Genomic DNA, 23,250 nt, shown 5'->3' with positions numbered 1-23,250 from the left:
CCATGGCTCATCATGGTCAATCGAGCGAGAACGAGACGAAACGAAGCAGCAAACGGATCTTTATCGAAATTGACATCCGACAGCTCTGCTGTTCAGAGCGAACATTCCGGGATTTGCTGTATCTCGCGATGGCGTGCAGCAATCCGAACCCGCCCCGAGCCCACGAATTCAGCCCGTGCCAGGCAAGGCTTGCGGATGGAGATTGTTTCGCCACCTGCCTGGCCGCCATCACGCGTCTCCATCGGCTCGCGGAGATGTGAAATGCCCGTTCGCGCGATAGCGATACGGTATGGTCGAGCCTGGTCACTGCCGATTACGTTTGAATCAGACCGCTTTTGACGTTCGGCCATGCCGGTTGCGCCGCCAGTTGAAGCAAACGACCGTCGGGCGGAGAAGCATATCGCCTGTGCGTAACCTGAGAGCAGGTGAGGCGACCTTCATTTCGGGTCCCATGAAATGATGTCCACTTTCCTGCCGAAAGCGGCAGCGATCAATGTGGTCCATCCCTCCCCGCATTGTGTCGCTGGTTGCCGGCCAACGCGCTCGAAAACGCGAGTGCGCTCCGTTCGGCTTCAGCTTCTTGTTCCAATTGTAGAATATGCGCTCTTAGCACGTCGGAAGCCGCTTCAGCTGTCTCGCTGAATAGCGGATCTCCGTGATCGGTGAGGGCGGAGGCGACTTCGCCCCAATCTTGAGCCGATAAGGCCTCACGCGCAGCGGGGAAGAAGTCTCGTTCTTCCCACATCATGTGGTGTCGCTCGCGTACTATAAAGTCGCGCACGATGTTGCCGACGTCTTGCCGAAGGACTTCACGATCTGCCAGGACGCCATCAATGGCGCGAGCGAAGTGGTGCAAACGGTCCATGACTTCCTGATGCTCATGCGCGAGATCGCCGACCATTGCGGCCGCATCCGGATCGCGCCTCCTGAGCTTGGAAAAGATCAAGTCTTCTTGAGGATGATGATACACCTCAGGGTAAACCTCGAAATAGCTGATAATCGCGCGGATCACCTCATAGTCCGGACGATGTCCTTGCTCAAAAATCTCCAATTCGCGTTGAAGGGCGACCAGAAGCATATCAATATTGCGATGCTCTCGAAGCAGGCGATCGATGATCATTGCGGTGCTCCATGGGGGAAAATGTAAACTAGCGGCGATCTGTGCCCGGATCGCCCAAGCCGTAGTTTGATGTCCTTCTGCGCTGTATTTTCCGGCACTGCTCGGCGCACAGAAGGAGTGCGCCGCCCTGCCTGGAGCTGGCGCAAATCACGTTAGCCAAAGTTCTGCGCAAAGCGCTTGGGCAATGTGTCCTTGCGGAGCTCGACTCGGCGAGTTTTCGGCAGAGCTATCGCGCCATTCTGCTCAAGTTGAGTGAAAGTGCGCGACACCGTCTCAATGGTCAAGCCAAGGTAATCTGCAACATCCTGCCGGGACATGGGCAGGTCGATGGCCGCGCCCTTCGTAGTGCGGCGAGATATGTCGAGCAGGAACGCGATGACCCGTTCTTCTGCGCTGCTGATCAGGAGCATCGAATGCGCCTGGAAACGGCGGAGCTCAAGCGCCATCGCGTCCCAGAGTTGCCTTGCGAGTTCCCTCTCGTGGCTGGCGCGAAAGATGACAGCGGTGCGCTTCACCATTAGCAGATGCGTCTCGCAGATCGCCTCGGCCGAAGAGATATGGCTTTCTTCGGCCTCAAAGCCAAAGATGTCACCGGGCAAATAAAACGCGCCGATCTGACGACGTCCGTCTTCCAGAATCTTGTAGGTTCGCACAGCACCCGATACCACCTGATAAAGGTATTCGGCTGCTTCGTCCTCTCCGTAAATCTCGCTATTGCGTGTGAACCGCATCGGTGTCGCAATCATACCAAGCGGTCCACGACTGTCAGATTGCTCACGCAAGACGTTGGGTGGATGGCGGCTGGTCTCAGTAAGGCTGGCGGCCTGGGCGTACATGGCGGACTCTGCTTGCAAACGTCGGTGTGACGCAGATTGGTCGCTCCTGACGAACTGTGAAATCTGGATATTTTACCTAAGTAGAAGCCACTAGGTATTTACACGTAAGTTCATGATGAGATCCTCTTGAACGACGCGGGTCCCCCATTACTCGAACATGCTCAAATCAGACTGGGCCAGCTTTGGATCGGAAGCTGTATGCTGACTTGGTCGCCCGCCACGGAAACAATCGAAAGCGCACGGCCGCACAGGTGAAGAGATCCAAGAGCAGTCGTCCACCGTCACTTTCAGCCCGCCGAAGTCTCCTTCGCAAATCATGCCTCTGATCCTGATCAGCCCGGGTCGGCCGCGGAGTGACGAGGCGGGGTCATTGGGACGTCGACGTGGACGACGGCCGGGTCGCTATTTCATGTGGTCCGAGTTGGAAGCTGAATCATAGAGCTGGGCTCGCGCGACATATTGACCTGGCTCAACAGCCGGCTCTGCTGCACTCCAGCAATTTTAGAAACCAAAGGAAAATCGTGATCTAGCCTGATGTTGAACTCGGGCATCGTCGGACGCCGGTGACGCGATCGCGACAGCATCTTGATGGCATCCTGGCGGATTTGGCGACATGCCGCCCGTACGGTCTTGCCCTCAGTGTGACATCAGGACCGGGATGTTGATCCCGCGAAGCATATGCCCCGCGGTGCCGAGCAGCCTATCCTGCAGCCGAGAGCGGCCGTATCCTCCCATCACCAGAAGGTCGAGGCTCTCGTCGGTCGTAAGCGATACGAGGGCACGCTGCGCTGCCTGGGATGTCGGAAGTGAAACGACTTTCGCAGGAAGTCCCGATTTCGCAAGGTACTCTCCCAGACAGGCGGTGGAACTGTCTGCCGGAACCTTGTCCGGAGCGGTGGTCGCTATGATGGTGAGGGCATCGGCTTTACACAAAAATGGCATCGCATCGTGCAACGCGCGGGCCGCACGGCGGCTGCCGTCCCAGCAAATCCCCACCCGTCTGATCGAAAAAGCGCCGTGGAAGATATGTGGCAGGTACAGAACAGGTCGACCAGCCTGGCAAAGGATCTTCCTGGGTATCAGATTATCGTAACTATCGTAGCCGCTCTGAGGCTGTGTGACGATGGTCATGTCGTGGACTCGCGCGCTCGCGCAGATGATCCGGCGCGCGTCTGTTGGAAGCGCGCTCAGCGCGCGACTCGTATAGGAAATGCCGGCATTCCGTGCCTGCAGATCGAAGATATGAAGTGCCGCTTCGGCTCGGTCCAACGCGCGCGCCTGCTCGTCGTCGAAGACAGAAGTGACGGCCGTTACGCCGATTGCAAGAAGCGGAATAATGGTCCTCTCGTAACCGATGGCTACAACGTCAAGATGCGCGCCGGTGCTCAGTGCGAAGGAAATCGACCCGTTGATTGCAGCCCGGACCGGGAGCTCCGTCGGAAGGTGAACCAGTATATTCCCGAGCATTGTAGTTCTCCGGAGTCAAGACCCGCTGCCTCGGAGCACAATCCGAGCCCGCATTTGATCCGCTTCATATGCCGCCGCTTGCGATGTTGCTAGAGTCCGGCGGCGATGGCTATTCGCATCAACTCGGACATGCTGCGAACATTGGTCTTTGCCATGACGTTCGCCCGGTAAACCTCGACCGTTCTTGGGCTGATACCAAGATCATGGGCGATCACCTTGTTGATCTTGCCGGCCAGTAGTCCCTGCAGGACATCACGCTCGCGCGAGGAGAGGTCTGCCAGGCGGGCTTCGGCCTGCAGTTTCGCCACATCGTCCGCTGGCTTGATTGGCCTTGCTTCCAAGGCGTTATTGATCGCACGCAATAGCACCTCGTCTTCGAAGGGCTTCTCGATGAAGTCGACCGCACCCGCTTTCATCGCTTCGACTGCCAGCGTTACGTCGCCATGACCGGTTATCAGAATGACGGGACAGTCGGCGCGATCGGCCTTCAGTTTGCGGACCAGTTCCAGACCGCTCATGCCCGGCATGCGGATGTCCGACACAATGCAGTCAACCGGACCGCTCGCGGTGTCACCGAGAAAGCCGCTCGCCGTCTCATAGGTTGCCACGCAGAAGCCTCTAACATCAAGCAGAAACGCGAGCGAGTCCCGCATCGCGGCGTCATCGTCGATCACAAGAATGCGCCGCATGGTCATGCTTCTTCATTACCCTCCGCGAATGGTAGCGTAAACTGAAAGACCGTGCCGCCGCCCGGATTGGCTTCTACAACGATGTGGCCGCCATGGGACTCGATGATCGTCCGGCAGATTGATAGTCCAACACCCATGCCATGCTCTTTGGTCGTGACAAAGGGCTGGAACAGGCGGTCGGCGATATCAGGACTGATGCCAGAGCCGGTATCGGCGACGGTAAACCTGGCGAGGCCATCGACTTTGGCAACTCCGACGGTCAATTCGCGACGTGGGCTGGATGCCATCGCCTCGATCGCGTTTCGTATCAGGTTCAGCGCGACCTGCTGGATCTGGATCTTGTCCACGATCATCGATGGCAGATCGCGATCGCCGCGGATCGTCACCCGCACGCCTTGCTCCTTGGCGCCGAGCAAGGCCAGAGCGACCGCCTCTTCAAGCAGGGTGAGCGGATTCTCCGTTGTGTGCTCCGTCTCGCCTTTGGCAACGAATTCCCGCAGGCGCTTGATGATATCGCCGGCACGCAGAGCTTGCTGGACAGCATGTTCGATGGCATCACCAATACGGTTGGCATTCGGCTTGTCTGACGCCAGCAGCGTCTCGGCGCCGCGCATGTAGTTTGTGATTGCGGAGAGCGGTTGGTTGATCTCGTGGGCAATAGACGAGGCCATCTCACCCATGGCGGTCAACCGTGAGACGTGCACGAGCTCAGACTGTAGTTCCTGCAATCGGCGTTCTTGCGCTCGTCGTTCGGTGAGGTCTCGGATGAAACCGGTAAAGAATCGTTCACCGCGCACCTTGGCCTCACCGACGGCAAGCTCCATCGGAAAGGTCGAGCCGTCGCTTCGCTCGCCGACCACAATACGGCCGAGGCCGATAATGCGCCGCTCTCCGGTAGTCAGATAGCGTTCAATGTAGCGGTCATGCTCGGCGCGGTAGGGCTGCGGCATCAACCTGGATACATTCGCTCCGACCACTTCGTCTGGAGACAATCCGAATAAACGCACTGCCGCGGCGCTGAACGAGCGAATGATTCCCTTCTCGTCAATCACGATCATGGCTTCCGGCACGGTGTCCAGGATCGACTGCAGATGGGCTTGCCGGTACCGCGCCTGCTCTGATTCTCGCCGCAGCCGATCGCCCATGAAGCCGAGCAGGGGCCCAAGTACCGCGAGCCCGGCTATATCGATCATGTTTGCGGAATCGGAGATGAGGTTGTTCCCAAGACATGCCGCGCTGATGGTGAGGCACAGCAGCGTAGCGAAGATGGCCGGTCCGCGGCCACCAGCGAAAGCGGCAAAAACGATGACTGGAAGGTAGATGATCGTGAACGTGCGGTCCTGAAGATACGGATCCAGCGCCGCACGAAGCACGAGCGCCAGCGCGGCGCCCGCCGCGGCTGTGCCATAGCGGTACCAGATGTGGTTCGACATGTTTCCCGGCAAACCCCTCTCATCGATCGACTGTGCATAGTTTGTCTATGTGAGGCGACCGGATGCAGCCGCGTTTCGTTGCGCTACCTATTGTGCAGGGCGGCCGCCGCTATCTCGGCCAGATGCGCCAGTGCGTGGGCTGCACAGCGACGTGCTCTCCGGTCATGGCCTTGATCCAGCCGCCGAAGATCCGGCGGCAAGGAAAGACCAACCGGTGAATGGTATTACCCTCGATCACCGCGATCTCCAGCTCCCGGTCAAAGGGCGCCGTTTCAATGCGTTCCCACGTCACAGATCCTGTACGGTGTTCATCGCCGCTGGCTGACAAAATCAGGCAACCTTTCGAATACTACGGGCGAGATCGCTCGGCCGCTGCGCCAGCAGGCTCAGTCTGATCTCGCCCAAGCGGCGCATCTCGATCACGCCAGTTGCGGTCCGGATGCTTTGGGGCGGAGCGTCGCCGATCCTGTCGTGCTGGGACGTGATCCGATCGCCGACCGAAGTATTAGGGCTGCGAAGCAGTTCCCGGGATCCGGTCGAATCGAACCGGACCAGTTCAAGCCAGCGCCGGTTGGTATTGATTACTGTTGTACTGCAGCTGGAGTGGACTGCCGTTCCCGCAAGCGTGCCCGCGGCGGGACATTTGTCGCCGTGGTCTATCATGTCGAACATCCTTTGTCCGTCGGAAGTCTCCCCGTCCCACGAATTCAACGTGGGGCGTGGATTCTTGATGCCCTCCAGCGCGCTCTTGCGAGTCTGGCGGCGTGTCCGTGCGGGAACGGTATGACGCCGGAATTCGCTTGATGGCATTCGGATGGGCCAGCTGCGCTCGGTCCGAGCACCGCGCCGATCCGCGAGTCGATGACGTGGCTTGCATCACACGCGGCGCAGGTGACCGGGTGCAGCCGGGTCGGGTGCGTCCGGCAGCAGCGCTTGAGCCCACTCGCTGGTACCTGGATACGAAAAGATCATCGGGCGCCAAGGCTTTCTATCTGCCATGTGTCTAAGCTTGACTGGAAGGTCGTTTCTATCCGCAAACCGCCACCGCTGTATTGATGCAGGTCAAAAAGAAGCTGATGCGCGTTTAGAAACGGGGCGAGGGCGAGCGGCCACTGCCAGCGCGTTGCCGGTCGCACGCACTAAATCGAGTCATTCGGCAGAGCCGCGCGTCGATCGACACAATCGCCAGCGTGTAGCGAGTTTGATGGAAATCAAAATGCAGGACGCGCAATGTGCAAATGTTGAGGCTGCGCAGCGCACGGGCATTGCACCATGACAACCCGCGTCATTGAGCTGCGAGAGTCGCGAAGGAGATGGTAAGTTGATTGCTCGCCTTACATTGTCGTTGGTTTTGCCCGCGCTGATCGCAGCGATCGGCTACGGCGCCGAAGTCTTCAACCTTGGGCTTATCGAAACCTTGGCTGCGGCTAGCCTGATCATTGGCTTTGCCGTTGCGGCGGCAGGGTGGACCATCAGGAGCGAGATGAGGCCGGTTCGCCTCATTTGCTCACGTGCGGGCAATTCTCGCCGCCGGTAGTCCTCGGCCGCCGGCGCTGGTCAGAAATGCCATTGCCCGCTGCCCGGCAATCAGCCAGAGCTGTCGGGAATGCTTTGTGACACTGCCAAGCACCGGCGTCACAAACTTCCATTGCCGGCGGCTGAAGTTGGAATTGATCGATGATCGCCAACGCGGGCGTAACGGTTCATTCTGCTCCCAACCGTCTCATGAGAATTTTCTGGATCAGCGCCTTAACTCTGCCGGCCCAAGGCGTGAGAAGACGAGAAGCTACTGTTGCTGAGCAACTCAACCAATGTGATCCGCCAAACCTGGACGTTTGGTGATTTGCAGCTTCTTCGGGGCGAAAGAGCACTCGCATCACTCTCGACCTTATCTCGATGGAGCGAGATCTTTTTGGGTGCTGCTTGAGACAAATCAAACACTCGCCTGGCGCGGCTGGCAGAATGCGAGATTAGAAAACGCACAGGAATAGGGTATCATGCCTTCATTTAACGTTCGGTTCATCAAAACCGTTTGTGACGATACCGGTCACGAGCATCGTGCCTGTCAGGCGGCGTTCCGGGTGCATGCAGCCTCGCTGAGTGCTGCTGCACAGCAGGCAGAAACCGATTTCTGCAAGCAAAAAGGTGTCCGTGATTGGACCATCTTCGCCGATGCGATGGAGCTTCGAACCCCGCCTGCATTGCCCCCGGCATGGGGTGGTTGAGCTCGGCTAGGGAAGTCCGCGAATTCTGATCGTGGAGAATCCAGACGAGACTTACAAAACGTCTTCCCGAGCGTCGATCGAGAGAACAGCTCAGCGATGCTGCCGCCAATTGAGCAGGCGGCCCTCTTGTCCGTGACACACTGGTAGACCTCGCCCGACATTTGCTGGCCTGCAGTTCTGCGGGCTCGCAGCGCATCGCCGTCCGGCAGGAGCGATCCGGATCGACGATTTTCTCCTACAGATGCGCCTTATTTGATGCATGTCAAAAACAAGTCTGCCGCCGGCAGCTATGGCTGCTTTGAGGGGTATGACACATGGTTAGCCAATCTGGATATGTCGGTCGCCCTTGGGGGTTCAAGAATCTGCTCACCCGGTTACGAGCCAACCTGTCCCGGACAGCCGAGTTGGCCTATTTGAGCGCGCAGGACATCGACGCGATCGCACGTGAACTTAATCTGTCCACGTCCGACTTTCGAAAGATGGCGCAAAGTCCGGGCTATCCTGAACCCTTAAGCAAGCGCCTCGCACTTGCCGGCTTTTCCGAGAATGCGCTAGCCTCCCGCCATGGAGACGTGTTGCGCGATTTGCAGCGGGTATGCGGCCTGTGTCAGACCAAGATCCGCTGCGCCGCCGACCTCGAGCGGTATAAGTCTGTAGATCCCCTCAAAGACTGCCCGAACGAACATACTCTGCGCGCGCTCGCGCGTGAGATCGGCAGCGCTCCGCGCCGTTTTGACGATTGATCGCGCTCGATCGCCCCGTCCCCGGAAAATGTGATCTCCTGGCAAGCCCACTTTCAAAGAAGGCCAAGACATGAAAAGCCCACCCCTCGCCTCGAAATCCATGACTATGGGTGAAGCAGGCCTATTCTCGGTATTCGCTGTTTCTGCCTACGTTTGCTTTTTCGCGGGGGCGATGGGGCGCGATCCTGCGTTTACGTTCCACGCATTGATCTCGTCTGCCGCAAGTCTGGCGGCCGCAGCCGTCATCCTCAATCGGTACTATGAACGCCCGGCGCATTTGCCACCGGCGCAGATCAAAGGCCGGCCGAATTACAATCTCGCTCCGATCAAATTCGCCTCAGTGATGGCGATGTTCTGGGGTATCGCAGGCTTCTCGGTCGGCGTTTTTATCGCCTCGCAACTTGCGTGGCCCACACTGAATTTCGATCTGCCTTGGACGAGCTTCGGCCGACTCCGCCCGCTGCATACGTCGGCCGTGATCTTTGCGTTCGGCGGAAACGTGCTCATCGCGACCTCCTTCTACGTCGTGCAGAAAACCTGCCGCACGCGCCTCGCCGGCGATCTTGCGCCGTGGTTCGTGGTAGTTGGCTATAATTTTTTCATCCTGATCGCGGGCACCGGCTATCTGTTCGGCGCCACCCAGTCAAAGGAATACGCCGAGCCCGAATGGTACGCCGATCTCTGGCTCACCATCGTCTGGGTCACTTATCTCATCGTGTTCCTGGCGACATTGGTGAAAAGGAAGGAGCCGCACATTTTCGTCGCCAACTGGTTCTATCTCGCTTTTATCGTCACCATTGCGGTGCTCCACCTCGGCAACAATCCCGCATTACCGGTCTCCGTGTTCGGTTCGAAATCCTACATCGCCTGGGGCGGTGTGCAGGACGCCATGTTTCAGTGGTGGTACGGCCACAACGCGGTCGGTTTCTTCCTGACCGCCGGCTTTCTGGCCATCATGTACTATTTCATTCCGAAAAGAGCCGAGCGCCCGGTCTATTCCTACCGCCTCTCGATCATCCACTTCTGGGCGCTGATCTTCCTCTACATCTGGGCCGGCCCTCACCATCTACATTACACCGCGCTGCCGGATTGGACGCAGACCCTGGGCATGACGTTCTCGATCATGCTGTGGATGCCCTCATGGGGCGGCATGATCAACGGCCTGATGACGCTCTCGGGTGCGTGGGACAAGCTGCGCACTGACCCGGTGCTCCGCATGCTCGTGGTCTCGGTGGCCTTTTATGGCATGTCGACGTTCGAGGGCCCCACCATGGCAATCAAGGTGGTCAACTCGCTCAGTCATTACACCGACTGGACGGTCGGCCACGTGCATTCCGGTGCGCTGGGCTGGGTCGGTTTTGTATCGTTCGGTGCGCTCTATTGCCTGGTTCCCTGGCTTTGGAAGCGCGAGCTGTACAGCCTCAAGCTCGTCAACTGGCACTTCTGGATCGCCTCGATCGGGATCGTGCTCTACATCTCGGCGATGTGGGTGTCTGGTGTCCTGCAAGGCCTGATGTGGCGCGCCTTTACCCCGCTAGGTTTCCTCGAATACTCGTTCATCGAGTCGGTCGAGGCTATGCATCCCTTCTACATCATCCGCGCCGCGGGAGGCGCAATGTTCCTGATTGGAGCGCTGATCATGGCCGCCAATCTCTGGATGACCGTGAATGCAAAGCAAACCGATCAAATCCAGGACACTGGAGCGCTCCAAGTCGCGGAATAGGTCATCGCATGTCTCTTTGGAACCGACACAAGATCTTTGAGAAGAACTCGATCATCCTGATCGCAGGCATCCTTGCCGTGATCGCGATCGGCGGGCTGGTCGAGATCACGCCGCTGTTCTACCTCAAAAGTACGATCGAGGCCGTGGATGGCGTACGACCGTATACCCCGCTTGAGCTTGCGGGCCGCAACATCTACATACGCGAAGGCTGCTATGTGTGCCACTCGCAGATGATCCGGCCATTGCGTGACGAGGTCGAGCGCTACGGACATTACTCGCTGGCCGCCGAGAGCATGTATGATCACCCGTTTCAATGGGGCTCGAAGCGTACCGGCCCGGACCTCGCACGCGTCGGCGCGAAATACTCCGATGAATGGCACGTCACGCATCTGACCAATCCGCGGGCCATCGTCCCGCGGTCGGTCATGCCCGGATACCCGACGCTGGCGCGCACCGAGCTCGACCTGACCGACGTGGCTGCACATCTGCGCACCAACCGGGCGGTCGGTGTCCCCTATACCGAAGATCAGATCAAGAACGCGGTCACTGACTTGAAGGCCCAACTCGATCCTGACAGCGCGGACCTCGCCTCGTTCCAGAAACGCTATCCGAAGGCAGCTGTGCGCAATTTCGACGGAAGCGTTGGCAATCCGACCGAACTCGATGCGCTCATCGCCTACCTGCAGATGCTCGGAACGCTGATCGATTTCAAGCTCTACGACGAAAAAGCCAATCTGCGCTGAAGGATCCTGTGATGAAAGCCGTCATTTCCATCGAGAACCTGGCGTCAAGCTTCGTCGTGAGCCTCTGGACGCCGTTGTTTGTCGGCATCTTCATGGCCATTGTTGTTTATGCGCTGTGGCCCGGCAATAGGCGGCGTTTTGACTCTGCGGCGCGCATGCCGCTGTGCCGGGATTGACAGACCATGACTGACCGCAACGACTTCGATCGGATCTCCGGCCGCTCCACGACGGGACACGAATGGGATGGCATAAAGGAGCTCAACACGCCGCTGCCGCGCTGGTGGATCTCGACCTTCTACGCCACCATCCTTTGGGCGATCGGTTATTGGGTCGTCTATCCGGCCTGGCCGCTCCTGTCCAGCTACACGACCGGCGTATTTCAACATTCGACCCGCGCGAGTGTCGTCAACGATCTTGCCGGGCTCGAGAGGCTGCGGGGCGAGAAGATGGCGGTTCTCGGCAAAGCGTCTCTGACAGAGATCGAGACGGATCAGGCCCTGCTGGCACTGGCCCGTGCCCGGGGCAAGACGGTGTTCGCAGACAATTGCGCGCCATGCCATGGCAGCGGCGGCGCAGGTGCCAAGGGTTATCCCAATCTCAACGACGATGACTGGTTGTGGGGCGGATCGCTCGATCAGATCCAGCGGACCATCCAGTTCGGCGCACGGTCCGGGCACGCCCAGGCTCATGAGGGGCAAATGCTGGCCTTCGGCCGCGACGGCATCCTCAGGAAAGATGAGATCGCCACAGTAGCGAATTACGTGCGATCGCTGTCCGGCCTGTCAACAGTCGGCAATTTCGATGCCGCGGCCGGCACAAGGATCTTTGCCGACAATTGTGCGGTCTGTCATGGCGAGAACGCCAAAGGCAACCATGAGCTCGGCGCGCCGAATCTGACGGACCACATTTGGTTGTACGGCTCGGACGAGGAGACGCTGATCGAGACGATCAGCTATGGCCGTGGGGGCATCATGCCGGCCTGGAGCGGGCGGTTCGATTCCATCACGATCAAGGCACTTGCGGTCTATGTGCACTCGCTCGGTGGCGGACAATAGGTGAGATGAGCCGAGAAGCCACCGGCCCATCGACGAGGCTCTAAATCAGTCACCCGTGCCAGATGTAAGGTCGGCCATGAAGCTAGCCCTGAACAAGACTGGTGCGCGCGATAACCCGCCGATCGGCGAAGACGGGCCTCTCTATACAACTCATAAGAAGGTCCAGCCGCAGAGCGTCTGCGGCACTTTCCGCACGATCAAATGGCGGCTGATGGTGGTGTGTCTGGGCATCTACTATTTGCTGCCGTTCGTGCGTTGGCGTCGTGGCTTAAGCGTTCCTGACCAGGCGGTGTTGCTCGATTTCCCGAACCGGCGGTTCTACTTTTTCTTCATCGAGTTGTGGCCGCAGGAGCTTTATTACTTCACCGGGCTGCTCGTGCTTGCCGCGCTGGCACTATTCTTGATGAACGCGCTGGGCGGACGTATTTGGTGCGGCTATCTCTGTCCGCAAACGGCATGGACCGATCTGTTCTATGCGGTAGAGCGTTTGATCGAGGGCGATCGTCGCGACCGACTGAGGGCCGCCGCACGCCCGATGACAGTGGGGCGGGCGGCAAAGCGCGTGCTAAAGCACGCGGTCTGGTTGATGATCGCTTGGTGGACCGGTGGTGCCTGGGTGCTCTACTTCGCCGACGCGCATACATTGGTGCGCGATCTGGCGACATTTCAGGCGCCCGCGATCGCCTATATCTGGATCGGGATCCTGACCGCTACGACTTATCTGTTGGCCGGCTACATGCGCGAACAGGTTTGCGTGTATATGTGCCCCTGGCCGCGCATCCAGGCCGCGCTCACCGACGAGTGGGCACTCAATGTCACCTACAAGTACGATCGCGGCGAACAGCGCTGCTCGTTGAAGAAGTCATTCGATCTGCGCGCGCGGGGCGAAAAGATTGGAGACTGCATCGATTGCAATCAATGCGCGGCGGTCTGTCCGACCGGCGTCGACATTCGCAACGGCGCCCAGCTCGGCTGCATCCAGTGCGGGCTATGCATCGACGCCTGCGATGCCGTCATGAAGAAGATCGGGCGCGCAAGTCGCCTGATTGGTTACGACAACGACATCAATATCAGGCGCCGAATGGAAGGCAAGTCGGAGGTGTTCAAGCCGGTACGCCCGCGGACGATCGTATATGCGTCTTTGATCTCGGTCGTCTGTGCGATGATGCTTTATGGGGTGTTGTCCAGAACACTGCTCGACGTCAACGTGCTGCACGATCGTAATCCGATAGCGGTCAGGCTCAGCGATGGTTCCATTCGCAACGGCTACACGGTACGCTTGCTTAACAAACTCGCGTTCGACCGCGTCATTGCGATCGACATCGATGGACCGCCCCAAACGTCCGTCCACGTCGTCGGCGTAGATTCTGTGACCGTGGAACGACCGACGATTGTCTTGGCTCGCGATACCACGACAGAACTCCGCTTATTGGTGACCGCGCCGGCCGACGACACGCCGGAACGGTCGATGCCGGTGACATTTCGGGTCACCGACATTGGCCTCGGAGAGGTCGCCACCGCAACGGACCACTTCGTCTTCCCCTAAGAATTACTGACGAGATCTTGCCAATGACCGCATCAACTCCAGTCGCACGGCCCATTACCGGACGCTTTGTCCTGATCGCCATACTGGCTTTCTTCTCGGTCGTGATTGGCGCCAATTTGATCATGATGCGCTTTGCCATCACGACGCTGCCAGGAACTGAGGTTGACAGCGCCTACAGCGCGAGCCTCGCCTATCAGCGCGAGATCCTGGCGGCGCGGGACCAGAACGAGCGAAGCTGGCAGGTGCAGGTACATGTGGAACGGCAGTTCGACGGCCGGGCGGTGCTTGCGATCGAGGCGCGCGACCGCGCAGGCGCGCCTCTCGTAGGAATGAATTTCGAGGCCCGGCTCGAGCGACCGGTGGACCGCCGGGCCGATCTCGCGATCAACGTGGCTGAGCGCAGTGCTGGAATCTACCGAGGAGACGCCGCGGGGGTCGCTGTCGGAAGGTGGGATCTCGTGATCGAAGGCGGCGCTGACGGCCGCCGCATGTTTTTGTCGAAAAATCGCATCGTCTTGGACTGAGGGCAGATGAGCATGCAGGAGGACGTCGACTTTTCGCACTATTTGAAGAGGACAGGCACGGGCTTCGTCCAACTCGACCTCGCGGTAGAAGGGATCAATTGCGCGGGCTGCATGGGCAAGATCGAGCGCAATCTATCGAGCATTCCGGACGTGACCTCGGCGCGCGTGAATCTCACCGACAACCGACTGGCGGTGGAATGGAAAGCCGGCGCGCTCGATCCAGCGCTATTCATCAAGCGGCTCGCTGAACTGGGCTATCGCGCATATCCCTTTCAACGGGACAATGCGGAGACACTGGAATCGGAGCGGGCGCGGGACTTGCTGCGGCGGCTGGGCGTGGCTGCTTTTGCCGCGATGAACGTTATGATGCTCTCGATCCCGGTATGGTCCGGCAATGTCTCGGACATGCTGCCGGAGCAGCGCGACTTCTTTCACTGGCTCTCCGCGCTGATCGTGCTTCCCGCCGCGGCTTATTCGGCGCAGCCGTTCCTCTTCTCAGCTTTTACCGCGCTACGGGCGCGCGGGGCCAATATGGACGTGCCGATCAGCATCGGCATCGTGCTCGCGTTGGCGACTTCGCTGATCGAGACCATCGCTCATGCCGAGCATGCATATTTTGACGCGGCGATCATGTTGATCGCCTTCCTGCTCGCAGGCCGCTATCTCGACCAGAACGTGAGGCGGCGCACCCGCGCCGTCGCCGGCAATCTTGCCGCGCTCAAGGCGGAGACCGCCGCGAAGTTCATAAGCCCGACGGAGATCAGAACCGTTCCGGCATCAACGATCAAACCGGGCGACGTCGTGCTGGTCCGACCCGGCGAATGCTGTGCCGTCGATGGCGACGTGATCGACGGCCGCTCCGAGGTTGATCAAGGCCTCATTACGGGTGAGACCTTGCCCGCGCTGGTGGTGCCCGGCAGCGCAGTGTTCGCCGGTACATTGGTGCGATCGGGTACCTTGCGCGTTCGCGCGGTGGCAGCCTCGCAGGACACGCTGCTCGCCGAGATTTCTCGACTACTTGATCATGCCCTGCAGGCCCGCTCGCGCTACCTACGCCTGGCCGAGCGCGCCTCGCGGCTCTATGCTCCGATCGTCCATGCAACTGCCTTTCTGACGATGCTCGGTTGGCTTGCCTCTGGCGCAACCTTCCATGATGCGATCGTCACGGCGATCGCGGTCTTGATCATCACGTGCCCTTGCGCGCTGGGTCTGGCTATACCGGCGGTGCAGACCGTGGCGTCCGGCGTGCTGTTCAGGTCCGGAGTGCTGCTTAACGCCGGGGATGCGATCGAGCGCATGGCCGAAGTGAACCGGGTGGTCTTCGACAAGACCGGAACGCTGACGTTGCCGGAGCTCGATGTCGCCAATCTCGCCAACATTCCGGAAGATGTCGTCAAATTGGCGGGCCGGCTTGCATTATCGAGCCGCCATCCGGTCGCCACGGCCGTGGCGCGAGCTGCTGGCGCAAGCGAGCCGCTGGCCGATATCGAGGAGGAGCTGGGGCAGGGTGTTAGGGGTTACTATCAAGGGTCAGAGATCCGGCTCGGCCGCCCGTCCTTCTGCGGCGCTGACAGCCTCGCCGACGAGGCTCTTTGCCGAGATCCAGAGGCTTCTATCGTCGCCTTTAGACACGGCGACAGCAAGCACGTCTTCGCCGTCCGCCAACGCATGCGGCCAGACGCGCCCGAGGTCGTCGCGGGCCTCGCGAGCCTTGGGGTCGTGGTAGAGATCGTGTCGGGAGATCGCGAGCCAGCAGTTCGGCGCACGGCCGAGACGCTCGGCATTCAAAATTGGCGCGCCGGCGTCTCGCCGACGGATAAGGTCGCGCGGGTCGAAGGCCTGACGGACGAGGGATACAAGGTGCTGATGGTCGGCGATGGCTTGAACGACGCGCCCGCACTCGCAACAGCTCATACCTCGATGTCGCCTGTTACGGCCACTCATATGAGCCAGGCGGTCGCTGATGCGGTCTTCCTCGGTGAGCGTCTTCGGCCCGTGATGACGGCGGTTATGACCTCGCGCAAGGCGCTGCGGCTGATGCGGCAGAACCTTTTGCTCGCTGTCGTCTACAATGTCCTGGCAGTCCCGGTTGCGATCGCCGGCCTGGTGACGCCGCTGATTGCCGCCGCGGCGATGTCAGGTTCATCCGTGCTGGTCATGCTCAATGCGCTGCGGGCGCGAAGGGGCGAGGCAGTCTGATGGAGGTTCTGCTCTATCTGGTTCCACTCGCTCTTGCATTGGGCTTCGTTGGCCTGCTCGGCTTTCTGTGGTCGCTGAACAGTGGTCAGTATGACGATCTCGATGGCGCGGCCTGGCGCGCCCTCGCGGATGACGAGCCCGACGAGGCGCCAGTCCAAATAGTGCAGATGGGCCAGCGTAATTGCGACGGTCCCCGCTGGGACGAGAGTGCTAGCTCGGCCGTTCCGGTGGTCCGCGGCGCAACTAGAGACGCGCGGTTGCAGGGACGGGCAGCGACAACTTGTTGATCAGGGCTATTCGTGGAGATGCGATGCGGGAAGATTTGGCGATACCGGCGAGGACGTGGGCGAACCAAGCCTTGGGTTGACCTTGTTAAGGCGACAGGTCGTGATCATCGTCAACATGATGGCGGCCCGTTTGGTGCCGCGCTGGCTGCCGGCGAAGATTCAGTTCCACCTTCCAAAACGATGCCTCTCAATGCACGCATCAGCACAATTGTGGTCATGCAGATCCCGCCATCGTCGAGGAAGCAGGCGAGGTCGTCCCAGCGCCCTCTCCGTGAATAGCCGATGAGAGAGCGAATGAAGGAGAAGCGAACCGCGGAAGGCTCGTTGCGGATTTGCGAGAGCGATCCACGGATCAACTGTGGCTTGGCACCTATGCGTGCACCTGCGGCGCCGCCGTATGCCGCTTTGCAACCAGAGCAATGACGAGTCCTCGGCTCCCATGCCGGCGGAAGGCGTCATCGGCGGCAAGGAAGGCGGGTCCTGAAACCCATGAAGCCTGCGACGATTGAGAGCCCGCGGGGGGCGTTTCATGTTGCGGATGTGGCGGTGCATTGTTCCACAAGCGACGGCCTCGTCAGCTTCCGGAAAGCCTATCCAGATAGGATCAGCTCAATTGATTTCTTGGATGTGAGGCTAGCGTGGACCCGTACAATTCCGATCCATCCAATGTAACAGCTTGGTCCCAGGTGCATCACGCCGTCTTGGAAGAGGACCAGGGCGGCCATGCCGCGCAAGAGGGGTTTGAGCAGCACTTGGCCGAGGCGCGCCCACCCGATCCGGGTCCTGTCTCCCGTGGCGGCCGCAACTACCATCCCGATCTCTCTGCAGAACATCGAAACATTATCGATAAGGCGATTGCCCAATATGCGGATCAGAAAAAGCCAAGCAAGAAGACGGTTAAGCGCTATACTCAGGCGCTTCGCCGACTTGGAAATCATCTTGGCGCTCATCGTCAAACGATTGTTCTGGAGGAACACGAGTCCTTGATCCGTTACGTCAAGACTTACTTCCCAAAGGACGAAGACATGAAGAAGGGGTTGAATATCCTTCGTTCGTATCATGATTCGAGCTATGTAGCTTCTGGCGGGCGGCCGCGCACGATCCCCTCAGCGGAAGACGCGCCCCTCTCGGAGCGGCTTAATGCCAGCGGCATGACGTCGGGCAGCGCTGCTCGTCATGATCGTAGTCTTCGCAGATTTTCTAACGCGCTTAAAGTTGAAGGCTGCTCGATATCCAAGCTAGACCACGCTGCGCGCATTGAATTTGCTCAGAAGTTGTTCCCGAAGGACGAGCATCTATTGTTCGCGTTAGGCAAGGTCGGCGATGCCGAGCACGTTTCCGGAGCGGGTGCGTCCCGGAAACCCCGCGGTCATACTGTCCCGTCGCCCACATTGCATCTTTATCCCGACGACGCCCGCATCATTGATAGCCTGGAAAAGGCAGAGCTGAGCCTGCTCAAATCCGAGGATACTAGGAGAAAAGTTGTTCAAAATCTGGCCGGCAACCAACGAAGATTCGGTGCTTGGCTACAAAGGAACGGGCGAGGGAGCATAGTGAGCCGGCTCACCGGCACCAGTGAGCAGCAAATGTCGTTGAATAACGATCACAGGGACTTCAAAAAAGCCAGTCGAAACGCTGACATGGGCTTCGATCGTCTTCGGAGCTACCTATGCCTCGTCGAGGCGAACGCTGCGCTGGGCGTCTCCCCTGAGCAGGCGGGTGGGGAGCCGCGGCGTGACGAGTCGAGCTCAACGTGGTCGCCGCACCTGCCGCACGATTTTGAGCGGCCGACGCCGGAAGCGGTACCAGAGGGGTCGTCGGCGATCTACCGAGGTCTCAACTCTTTCGTTGACCTGCCGTACACGCCGCAGGAGATGCGCGACGATGCTCAGTCATCGCCGGTGAGTGGAACTGTCGCCAGACCGCCGCTCGTCACCGGACCATCGGACGCGCCAGCTCAATCGCCAGACATTTTCCGCGGTCTTCAGTCTTTCGTTGATCTGCCGTACACGCCGCAGCAGATGCTTGACGATGCTCAGTCAGCGCCGGTGGGTAGGGCTGCCGCCAGACCGCGGCTCTTAATCGGACCATCGGATGCGCCAGCTCAGTCGGCAGATACCTTCCGCGGACTTCAGTCTTTCGTTGATCTGCCTTACACGCCGGAGCAGATGCTTGACGATGCTCAGTCAGCGCCGGCGGGTGAGGCTGTCGCCAAACCGGTGCTCTTCACCAAACCATCGAACGCGCCAGCTCAGTCGGCAGATACCTTCCGCGGTCTTCACTCTTTCGTTGATCTGCCGTACACGCCGCAGCAGATGCTTGACGATGCTCAGTCAGCGCCGGCGGGTGAGGCTGTCGCCAAACCGCCGCTCTTCACCAAACCATCGGACGCGCCAGCTCAGTCGGCAGACACCTTCCGCGGTCTTCGGTCTTTCGTTGATCTGCCGTACACGCCGCAGCAGATGCTTGACGATGCTCAGTCAGCGCCGGTGGGTAGGGCTGTCGCCAAACCGCCGCACTTCACCGGACCATCGGACGTGCCAGCTCAGTCGGCAGACACCTTCCGCGGTCTTCAGTCTTTCGTTGATCTGCCGTACACGCCGCAGCAGATGCTTGACGATGCTCAGTCAGCGCCGGTGGGTAGAGCTGTCGCCAAACCGCTCTTCACCAAATCATCGGACGCGCCAGCTCAGTCGGCAGACACCTTCCGCGGTCTTCACTCTTTCGTTGATCTGCCGTACACGCCGCAGCAGATGCTTGACGATGCTCAGTCAGCGCCGGCGGGCGGGGCTGCCGCCAGACCGCCGCTCTTCACCGGACCATCGGACGCGCCAGCTCAGTCGGCAGACACCTTCCGCGGTCTTCAGTCTTTCGCTGATCTGCCGTACACGCCGCAGCAGATGCGCGACGATGCTCAGTCAGCGCCGGTGCTCAGCCCTGCCGGTAAACCCGCCTTCTTTGTCGGGCGGTCGGGCGTACTTCACTCGCTTGAGGACATCGGACACCGAGTTGACGCGGATTGGCAGGATGGTCGCCAGCCAGTGCCGGATTTCTTACGCGATGTCCGGGATAACATCGGGGTCCTGCCGCCCCAGTCCAGCGGCCCAACCCAGGTCTCCGTCAATGGCGAGACCCGCTCGATCCCATTGGAGCCGCGAGGACGCCGCGGTGCGCAGTTCATCCATCATCCTCGCCCGTCTCCCGTCCCGGGTGCTCAAATCCGCCCCTCGGCTACCGTTGCCTCTTCCGGCCAGCGCAGCGAGGCCGTCCTCGGCCCCACGCAGTGGCTGGGTGACGAGCATATCCAGCGGGACTATGAGCTCCTGGCGCATGAGTTGCTGCAGAACGATCCGGATCTCGCCGCCCGGACGCGGTTCGTGGATCCCCTGATAGCCCAAATGTTGCGATCTCCCTCCAAGGAGGTAGCCGCACGAGCATTAGGGTGGGTTCGCCATGATACCGCCGACTTCCTGTTTCTGCCGGTAAGTGATGCCAGCGATACGGATAGACATCAGCGCGGCAGTCACTGGTCGCTGCTGCTGGTTGATCGCCGCGATCGGGGCCGGCCGGTCGCATATCACTATGACTCCGCCCAGGGATACAATGACAGGCCCGCCGCGAAACTCGCAGGACGGCTCGACGCTAACCTGCAACAGGCCCCGATAAGACAGCAGCAGAACGGTTATGACTGCGGCGTCTTTGTCGTGGACGGCACCCGGGAACTTGTAAGACGATTGGCAGTAGGACGGCCGCACCTGAACCTCAACGATCTTGTCATCAGTCGACCGGCACTGCTGGACCGACTAGGCGCTGGTGGCGGCTTCAGTTGAACAGGGCGCGCGCCCGTGTAAATGCGCTTCTCGCCGATCGAAAATCCGCAATCGGTGTGCTCGCAAAGCATCATAGTGTCTCACGTGAGGAGCTGAGGGCGCATACGACGAGACCACCTGAGCGACGCATGAACGCGGGCACGGCGAGCTCCATGGATGGCATTGCGTGAAGGTCAGGCGGCCTGCTGATCGGCGGGCTTGCCGCCTCGGCGCAGGAGCTTCCATTGTCAGGGCAGCAATGCGCCATGATCGCAACAAATCCTCGGCAGGACGTCTGGCTACCGAGACACCGCGAGGTCGCATTGTCCGGCAAGCTTGAGGCCGGCCTCGCGGCGAGGAAAAAGTCGATCGATAACGCCGGTCAGCTTTGGATCGGTCCGCTAAGCCATCTTATCGCGCCTTGGCCCAATAAGGCGGCCGCATTTTTCGCGGCGCAACAACACCGATCGCGGACCATCAGGCGTCGGCCTCATCTTTCTTTCGCCAAATATGCATACGCCACATCAAAAGAAAATTGGAGGGATCGCGCCATAAAGGCTGAAGCGGTGGCCGCTCATCTTCATGTCAACCGAAGCCTCTCTATGAGAGATCATCGCGGGCGGTCAATCCAGCGTTTGCCGCTCTCGGCCCGCGTCAAAAGAGGTGAAAGCTGCCTGCTCATAAGAACACACTTGTCCCTCCAACCTTGAGCCGAGACCGGACGACGGGTACGAAGAGGAGATTCGATCTGGTGTTCTCGCCAGCGCAAGGAGACTCCGACAGTCCAGACAGCGCAGCGCGCCAAGCGTAGTAGGGCGACCGTGGTAGAGACTGATACGATATCTCATAGTCCTCGAGCGTTGTGCCTCCCCGCCTAATACAAATCACGAACATGCCTGATTCGGAGTTTGTTCAAGCTTACCACACCCTGCTTGCTCACTTCCTTCCAGCAACATGTCAGTCTGCGGGCTTAGCTTCGAATAACCAGGCGAAGCCTCTCAAGACGGCATCTGAACTAAATTTACAATAGTCGAGCTGCGTTGTCTTCTGCACACATATCATGGCGCGAGTTCCCATGATTGCCTCTTTTTTTTACGGTCGTCGCTCCTAAAAAACTATGTTACAAGCCGCTCCTCTCAAAAGGAGCATTCACTGTGAAAAAAGCAACCAAGAAACGCGTTAAGCGGCGCGAGTGGACCAAGGCAGATATCAAGGAGCTCAAAGTCCATTCGAAGGCTCGGACTCCCGTCATAAAAATTGCAAAAATGACCAAACGCAGCGTCGGTGCGTTGCGCCAGAAGGCGTTAAATCTCGGAATAGGACTCGGACATCAGCGGTAGCTTACTTAGCAGCGCCGGTAGCCGGCACAAAAGGGCGGCTCGCAGGCCGCCCTTTACGGCCGTTGCAATTGTTTTCCACGGGCTGCCAATTGCTTTGTGGAAAGAACTTTTCACGCGCTTGGTTTGTCACTCTCGAGGAAGGGCTCCAGTGCTTCGTGATCCCTTGAGGTTAAAGGAGTACGGCCGCGAAGGCTGCTTTGCCCGGTATGATCGAGAGCGACGAGACAATCGTACGACCGGTCCTGCTTCGAATGTTTCCAGGCTGGAAATTGTTTCGATGGTCGCTCGTTCCCGTTAAGGGGTCGAGGAATGCGGCGGATCGCTGTTAAGGGCCGCGATTGTTCTTGGTGACGGCTAGACGGGACGCTCCAATTAGCAAACCGGATCGCTGCAAGTCTTGAGACCCACGCCGCCACAGCCGAAGCTCATGCCTGGCTAAAGCTTTGGCGTAAGCGGTGGCCGCGGAGCCTGTTGGTGAACTTGAACTCCCAAGCGATAAGGCGCGCTCAGCAGCAACTGAAAAAGCGCTCTGTTGGCTTGATAGACGGCGGCGGAGCGGTTGCGTGCGAAACCCATCATCACCTGCGCGCCTTCGGCGGTGTGGAGGGACCATAACCACCTTCGACCGCGCCGCCTCACGAAATATTCGAAGGCCGGGAGAGTCGGATGGTTAGCCAGCTTCATTTCTGACGATTGCTCGTTTTGGTCTTCTGGATGCCAGAGCGGGCCTTCTCCAAGCGATGCCTCACTGCGGCCAGCCCGGTAATGAACTCGCTTGATCCGTCAGGGCCGAATTCGTCAAAACCCTGTACATCCTGCGCTTCCTCTCGAGGCGTCAAACTAGCGAGATGCTTGCGCGTTTTGGCGGTCAGCGACATCTGAACTACTCGCGCATCGGCTGTGGAGGGTTTGCGCCTCAGGAATCCCTTTTTCTCCAAGACTTTTGAGTGGGTCGTGACGAAAGAAGGATCGACGTGCATCAACCGTGACACCAGGTTGACGGACACACCTTTTTCTTTGCCCAGGTAGTCCACTGCCATCAGGATCATCCACTGTGGCCCAGTGATGCCAAGCATATTGGCACGGAATTTGGCGAGTTCTTCGAGGCAGGCACTGATCGATCTGATCTCCCACATGAACGGCCGGAATACCTCCTGTCCGTCAGCGGAGATACGATAAGGCGCGTTTGCTGGACTAGGTAAATCCGGCGGCATCGTGGGCCAGGTTCCATCCTTTACAGACTTCCATTACCGCGGATTAGAAATCGGGACAACGCCGCAAGAGCAGCAACTCCGATACTTGGTACAGATCGGACGGATTGTGGGACTTGCGACAGCAAGGCGGGGAGAGGCGCTACACGCTCGTTGTGTTGACCGGCCAGCGGCAGGCAGTTGCGGCGGGGGCGATATCGCGCGCTGAAAGGTCTGATCCGCCTGACATTTCAGATGTCCGCCTGTGTGCCTTCTTGTCCCTCTCGCCGAGCTCTCCGTTCTAGTGCCGAGCTTTTCCGG

General features: G+C 59.4%; 20 protein-coding genes and 2 pseudogenes. 13 read left to right on the top strand and 9 right to left on the bottom strand.

Annotated features, from left to right (window positions below):
- Positions 1-490: 490 nt before the first annotated feature.
- The 7 genes from J2R76_RS17375 to J2R76_RS17345 form a co-directional block, all read right to left on the bottom strand.
- On the bottom strand, positions 491-1,120 hold the full coding sequence (locus J2R76_RS17375; RefSeq protein WP_253624301.1) for a hemerythrin domain-containing protein: 630 nt from the start codon (positions 1,118-1,120) through the stop codon (positions 491-493).
- Positions 1,121-1,272: 152 nt separating this feature from the next.
- Positions 1,273-1,956, bottom strand: a complete 684-nt coding sequence (locus J2R76_RS17370; RefSeq protein ID WP_253624300.1) for a helix-turn-helix domain-containing protein — start codon at positions 1,954-1,956, stop codon at positions 1,273-1,275.
- A gap of 636 nt (positions 1,957-2,592) precedes the next feature.
- Positions 2,593-3,423 (bottom strand): universal stress protein, encoded by an 831-nt coding sequence (locus J2R76_RS17365; RefSeq protein ID WP_253624299.1) that lies wholly within the window; start codon positions 3,421-3,423, stop codon positions 2,593-2,595.
- 89 nt (positions 3,424-3,512) lie between these two features.
- Positions 3,513-4,118: a response regulator FixJ gene (gene fixJ, locus J2R76_RS17360; protein WP_253624298.1), complete on the bottom strand. Its 606-nt coding sequence runs from the start codon at positions 4,116-4,118 to the stop codon at positions 3,513-3,515.
- Complete coding sequence (locus J2R76_RS17355; protein WP_253624297.1) at positions 4,115-5,545, bottom strand: PAS domain S-box protein; 1,431 nt, start codon at positions 5,543-5,545, stop codon at positions 4,115-4,117. The genes fixJ and J2R76_RS17355 overlap by 4 nt, the downstream gene beginning before the upstream one ends.
- A 109-nt stretch (positions 5,546-5,654) precedes the next feature.
- Entirely contained in the window at positions 5,655-5,837 is a 183-nt protein-coding gene (locus tag J2R76_RS17350; protein ID WP_050421514.1) for a hypothetical protein, read from the bottom strand.
- Positions 5,838-5,875: 38 nt separating this feature from the next.
- A complete protein-coding gene (locus J2R76_RS17345) occupies positions 5,876-6,208 on the bottom strand; it encodes a hypothetical protein (protein ID WP_253624296.1) in 333 nt (110 codons plus the stop codon).
- Positions 6,209-6,866: 658 nt separating this feature from the next.
- On the opposite strand from J2R76_RS17345, the gene J2R76_RS17340 reads away from it, so the two are divergent.
- The 11 genes and pseudogenes from J2R76_RS17340 to ccoS form a co-directional block, all read left to right on the top strand.
- Positions 6,867-7,082 (top strand): hypothetical protein, encoded by a 216-nt coding sequence (locus tag J2R76_RS17340; protein WP_253624295.1) that lies wholly within the window; start codon positions 6,867-6,869, stop codon positions 7,080-7,082.
- A 460-nt stretch (positions 7,083-7,542) separates the two neighbouring features.
- The gene (locus J2R76_RS17335; RefSeq protein WP_229158196.1) at positions 7,543-7,770 is read left to right on the top strand and encodes a hypothetical protein; all 228 of its coding nucleotides are present in this window, start codon (positions 7,543-7,545) and stop codon (positions 7,768-7,770) included.
- A 404-nt stretch (positions 7,771-8,174) separates the two neighbouring features.
- Complete coding sequence (locus tag J2R76_RS17330) at positions 8,175-8,513, top strand: hypothetical protein (RefSeq protein ID WP_253624294.1); 339 nt, start codon at positions 8,175-8,177, stop codon at positions 8,511-8,513.
- A gap of 100 nt (positions 8,514-8,613) precedes the next feature.
- On the top strand, positions 8,614-10,236 hold the full coding sequence (gene ccoN, locus J2R76_RS17325; protein ID WP_253626017.1) for a cytochrome-c oxidase, cbb3-type subunit I: 1,623 nt from the start codon (positions 8,614-8,616) through the stop codon (positions 10,234-10,236).
- 8 nt (positions 10,237-10,244) lie between these two features.
- The gene (gene ccoO, locus J2R76_RS17320) at positions 10,245-10,979 is read left to right on the top strand and encodes a cytochrome-c oxidase, cbb3-type subunit II (RefSeq protein ID WP_253624293.1); all 735 of its coding nucleotides are present in this window, start codon (positions 10,245-10,247) and stop codon (positions 10,977-10,979) included.
- Between the two features lie 11 nt (positions 10,980-10,990).
- The gene (locus J2R76_RS17315) at positions 10,991-11,155 is read left to right on the top strand and encodes a cbb3-type cytochrome c oxidase subunit 3 (protein WP_253624292.1); all 165 of its coding nucleotides are present in this window, start codon (positions 10,991-10,993) and stop codon (positions 11,153-11,155) included.
- A 6-nt stretch (positions 11,156-11,161) separates the two neighbouring features.
- On the top strand, positions 11,162-12,034 hold the full coding sequence (ccoP, locus tag J2R76_RS17310; protein WP_253624291.1) for a cytochrome-c oxidase, cbb3-type subunit III: 873 nt from the start codon (positions 11,162-11,164) through the stop codon (positions 12,032-12,034).
- A gap of 76 nt (positions 12,035-12,110) precedes the next feature.
- The gene (gene ccoG / locus J2R76_RS17305; protein WP_253624290.1) at positions 12,111-13,580 is read left to right on the top strand and encodes a cytochrome c oxidase accessory protein CcoG; all 1,470 of its coding nucleotides are present in this window, start codon (positions 12,111-12,113) and stop codon (positions 13,578-13,580) included.
- Between the two features lie 23 nt (positions 13,581-13,603).
- A complete protein-coding gene (locus tag J2R76_RS17300) occupies positions 13,604-14,104 on the top strand; it encodes a FixH family protein (protein ID WP_253624289.1) in 501 nt (166 codons plus the stop codon).
- 12 nt (positions 14,105-14,116) lie between these two features.
- A complete protein-coding gene (locus tag J2R76_RS17295; RefSeq protein ID WP_253624288.1) occupies positions 14,117-16,303 on the top strand; it encodes a heavy metal translocating P-type ATPase in 2,187 nt (728 codons plus the stop codon).
- Positions 16,303-16,461: pseudogene (gene ccoS, locus J2R76_RS17290) on the top strand (cbb3-type cytochrome oxidase assembly protein CcoS); the annotation flags it as partial. The gene J2R76_RS17295 and the pseudogene ccoS, both read left to right, overlap by 1 nt.
- Before the next feature lie 135 nt (positions 16,462-16,596).
- Here ccoS and J2R76_RS17285 read toward each other — a convergent pair.
- Positions 16,597-16,853, bottom strand: a pseudogene (locus J2R76_RS17285) (transposase domain-containing protein); the annotation flags it as partial.
- A 375-nt stretch (positions 16,854-17,228) separates the two neighbouring features.
- On the opposite strand from J2R76_RS17285, the gene J2R76_RS17280 reads away from it, so the two are divergent.
- Complete coding sequence (locus tag J2R76_RS17280) at positions 17,229-20,420, top strand: Ulp1 family isopeptidase (RefSeq protein ID WP_253624287.1); 3,192 nt, start codon at positions 17,229-17,231, stop codon at positions 20,418-20,420.
- A gap of 1,133 nt (positions 20,421-21,553) precedes the next feature.
- Complete coding sequence (locus J2R76_RS17275) at positions 21,554-21,739, top strand: hypothetical protein (RefSeq protein ID WP_076829490.1); 186 nt, start codon at positions 21,554-21,556, stop codon at positions 21,737-21,739.
- Positions 21,740-22,419: 680 nt separating this feature from the next.
- On the opposite strand, the gene J2R76_RS17270 is transcribed toward J2R76_RS17275, so the two are convergent.
- A complete protein-coding gene (locus tag J2R76_RS17270) occupies positions 22,420-22,875 on the bottom strand; it encodes a MarR family winged helix-turn-helix transcriptional regulator (protein ID WP_253624286.1) in 456 nt (151 codons plus the stop codon).
- Positions 22,876-23,250 lie beyond the last annotated feature (375 nt).

The organism is Bradyrhizobium sp. USDA 4532, from assembly GCF_024171315.1.
Lineage (GTDB): Bacteria > Pseudomonadota > Alphaproteobacteria > Rhizobiales > Xanthobacteraceae > Bradyrhizobium > Bradyrhizobium australafricanum.
The sequence above is the reverse complement of the archived record's forward strand: the minus strand, read 5'-3'. Positions and strand labels throughout refer to the sequence as shown.

Excerpts from the sequence above, each read along its gene's own strand:
- J2R76_RS17365 (WP_253624299.1), bottom strand. The coding sequence starts at position 3,423 with ATGCTCGGGAATATACTGGTTCACCTTCCGACGGAGCTCCCGGTCCGG.
- J2R76_RS17295 (WP_253624288.1), top strand. The coding sequence starts at position 14,117 with ATGCAGGAGGACGTCGACTTTTCGCACTATTTGAAGAGGACAGGCACG.
- J2R76_RS17370 (WP_253624300.1), bottom strand. The coding sequence starts at position 1,956 with ATGTACGCCCAGGCCGCCAGCCTTACTGAGACCAGCCGCCATCCACCC.
- ccoN (WP_253626017.1), top strand. The coding sequence starts at position 8,614 with ATGACTATGGGTGAAGCAGGCCTATTCTCGGTATTCGCTGTTTCTGCC.
- ccoP (WP_253624291.1), top strand. The coding sequence starts at position 11,162 with ATGACTGACCGCAACGACTTCGATCGGATCTCCGGCCGCTCCACGACG.
- J2R76_RS17345 (WP_253624296.1), bottom strand. The coding sequence starts at position 6,208 with ATGATAGACCACGGCGACAAATGTCCCGCCGCGGGCACGCTTGCGGGA.
- fixJ (WP_253624298.1), bottom strand. The coding sequence starts at position 4,118 with ATGACCATGCGGCGCATTCTTGTGATCGACGATGACGCCGCGATGCGG.
- J2R76_RS17375 (WP_253624301.1), bottom strand. The coding sequence starts at position 1,120 with ATGATCATCGATCGCCTGCTTCGAGAGCATCGCAATATTGATATGCTT.
- ccoO (WP_253624293.1), top strand. The coding sequence starts at position 10,245 with ATGTCTCTTTGGAACCGACACAAGATCTTTGAGAAGAACTCGATCATC.
- ccoG (WP_253624290.1), top strand. The coding sequence starts at position 12,111 with ATGAAGCTAGCCCTGAACAAGACTGGTGCGCGCGATAACCCGCCGATC.
- J2R76_RS17355 (WP_253624297.1), bottom strand. The coding sequence starts at position 5,545 with ATGTCGAACCACATCTGGTACCGCTATGGCACAGCCGCGGCGGGCGCC.
- J2R76_RS17335 (WP_229158196.1), top strand. The coding sequence starts at position 7,543 with ATGCCTTCATTTAACGTTCGGTTCATCAAAACCGTTTGTGACGATACC.
- J2R76_RS17300 (WP_253624289.1), top strand. The coding sequence starts at position 13,604 with ATGACCGCATCAACTCCAGTCGCACGGCCCATTACCGGACGCTTTGTC.
- J2R76_RS17270 (WP_253624286.1), bottom strand. The coding sequence starts at position 22,875 with ATGTGGGAGATCAGATCGATCAGTGCCTGCCTCGAAGAACTCGCCAAA.
- J2R76_RS17315 (WP_253624292.1), top strand. The coding sequence starts at position 10,991 with ATGAAAGCCGTCATTTCCATCGAGAACCTGGCGTCAAGCTTCGTCGTG.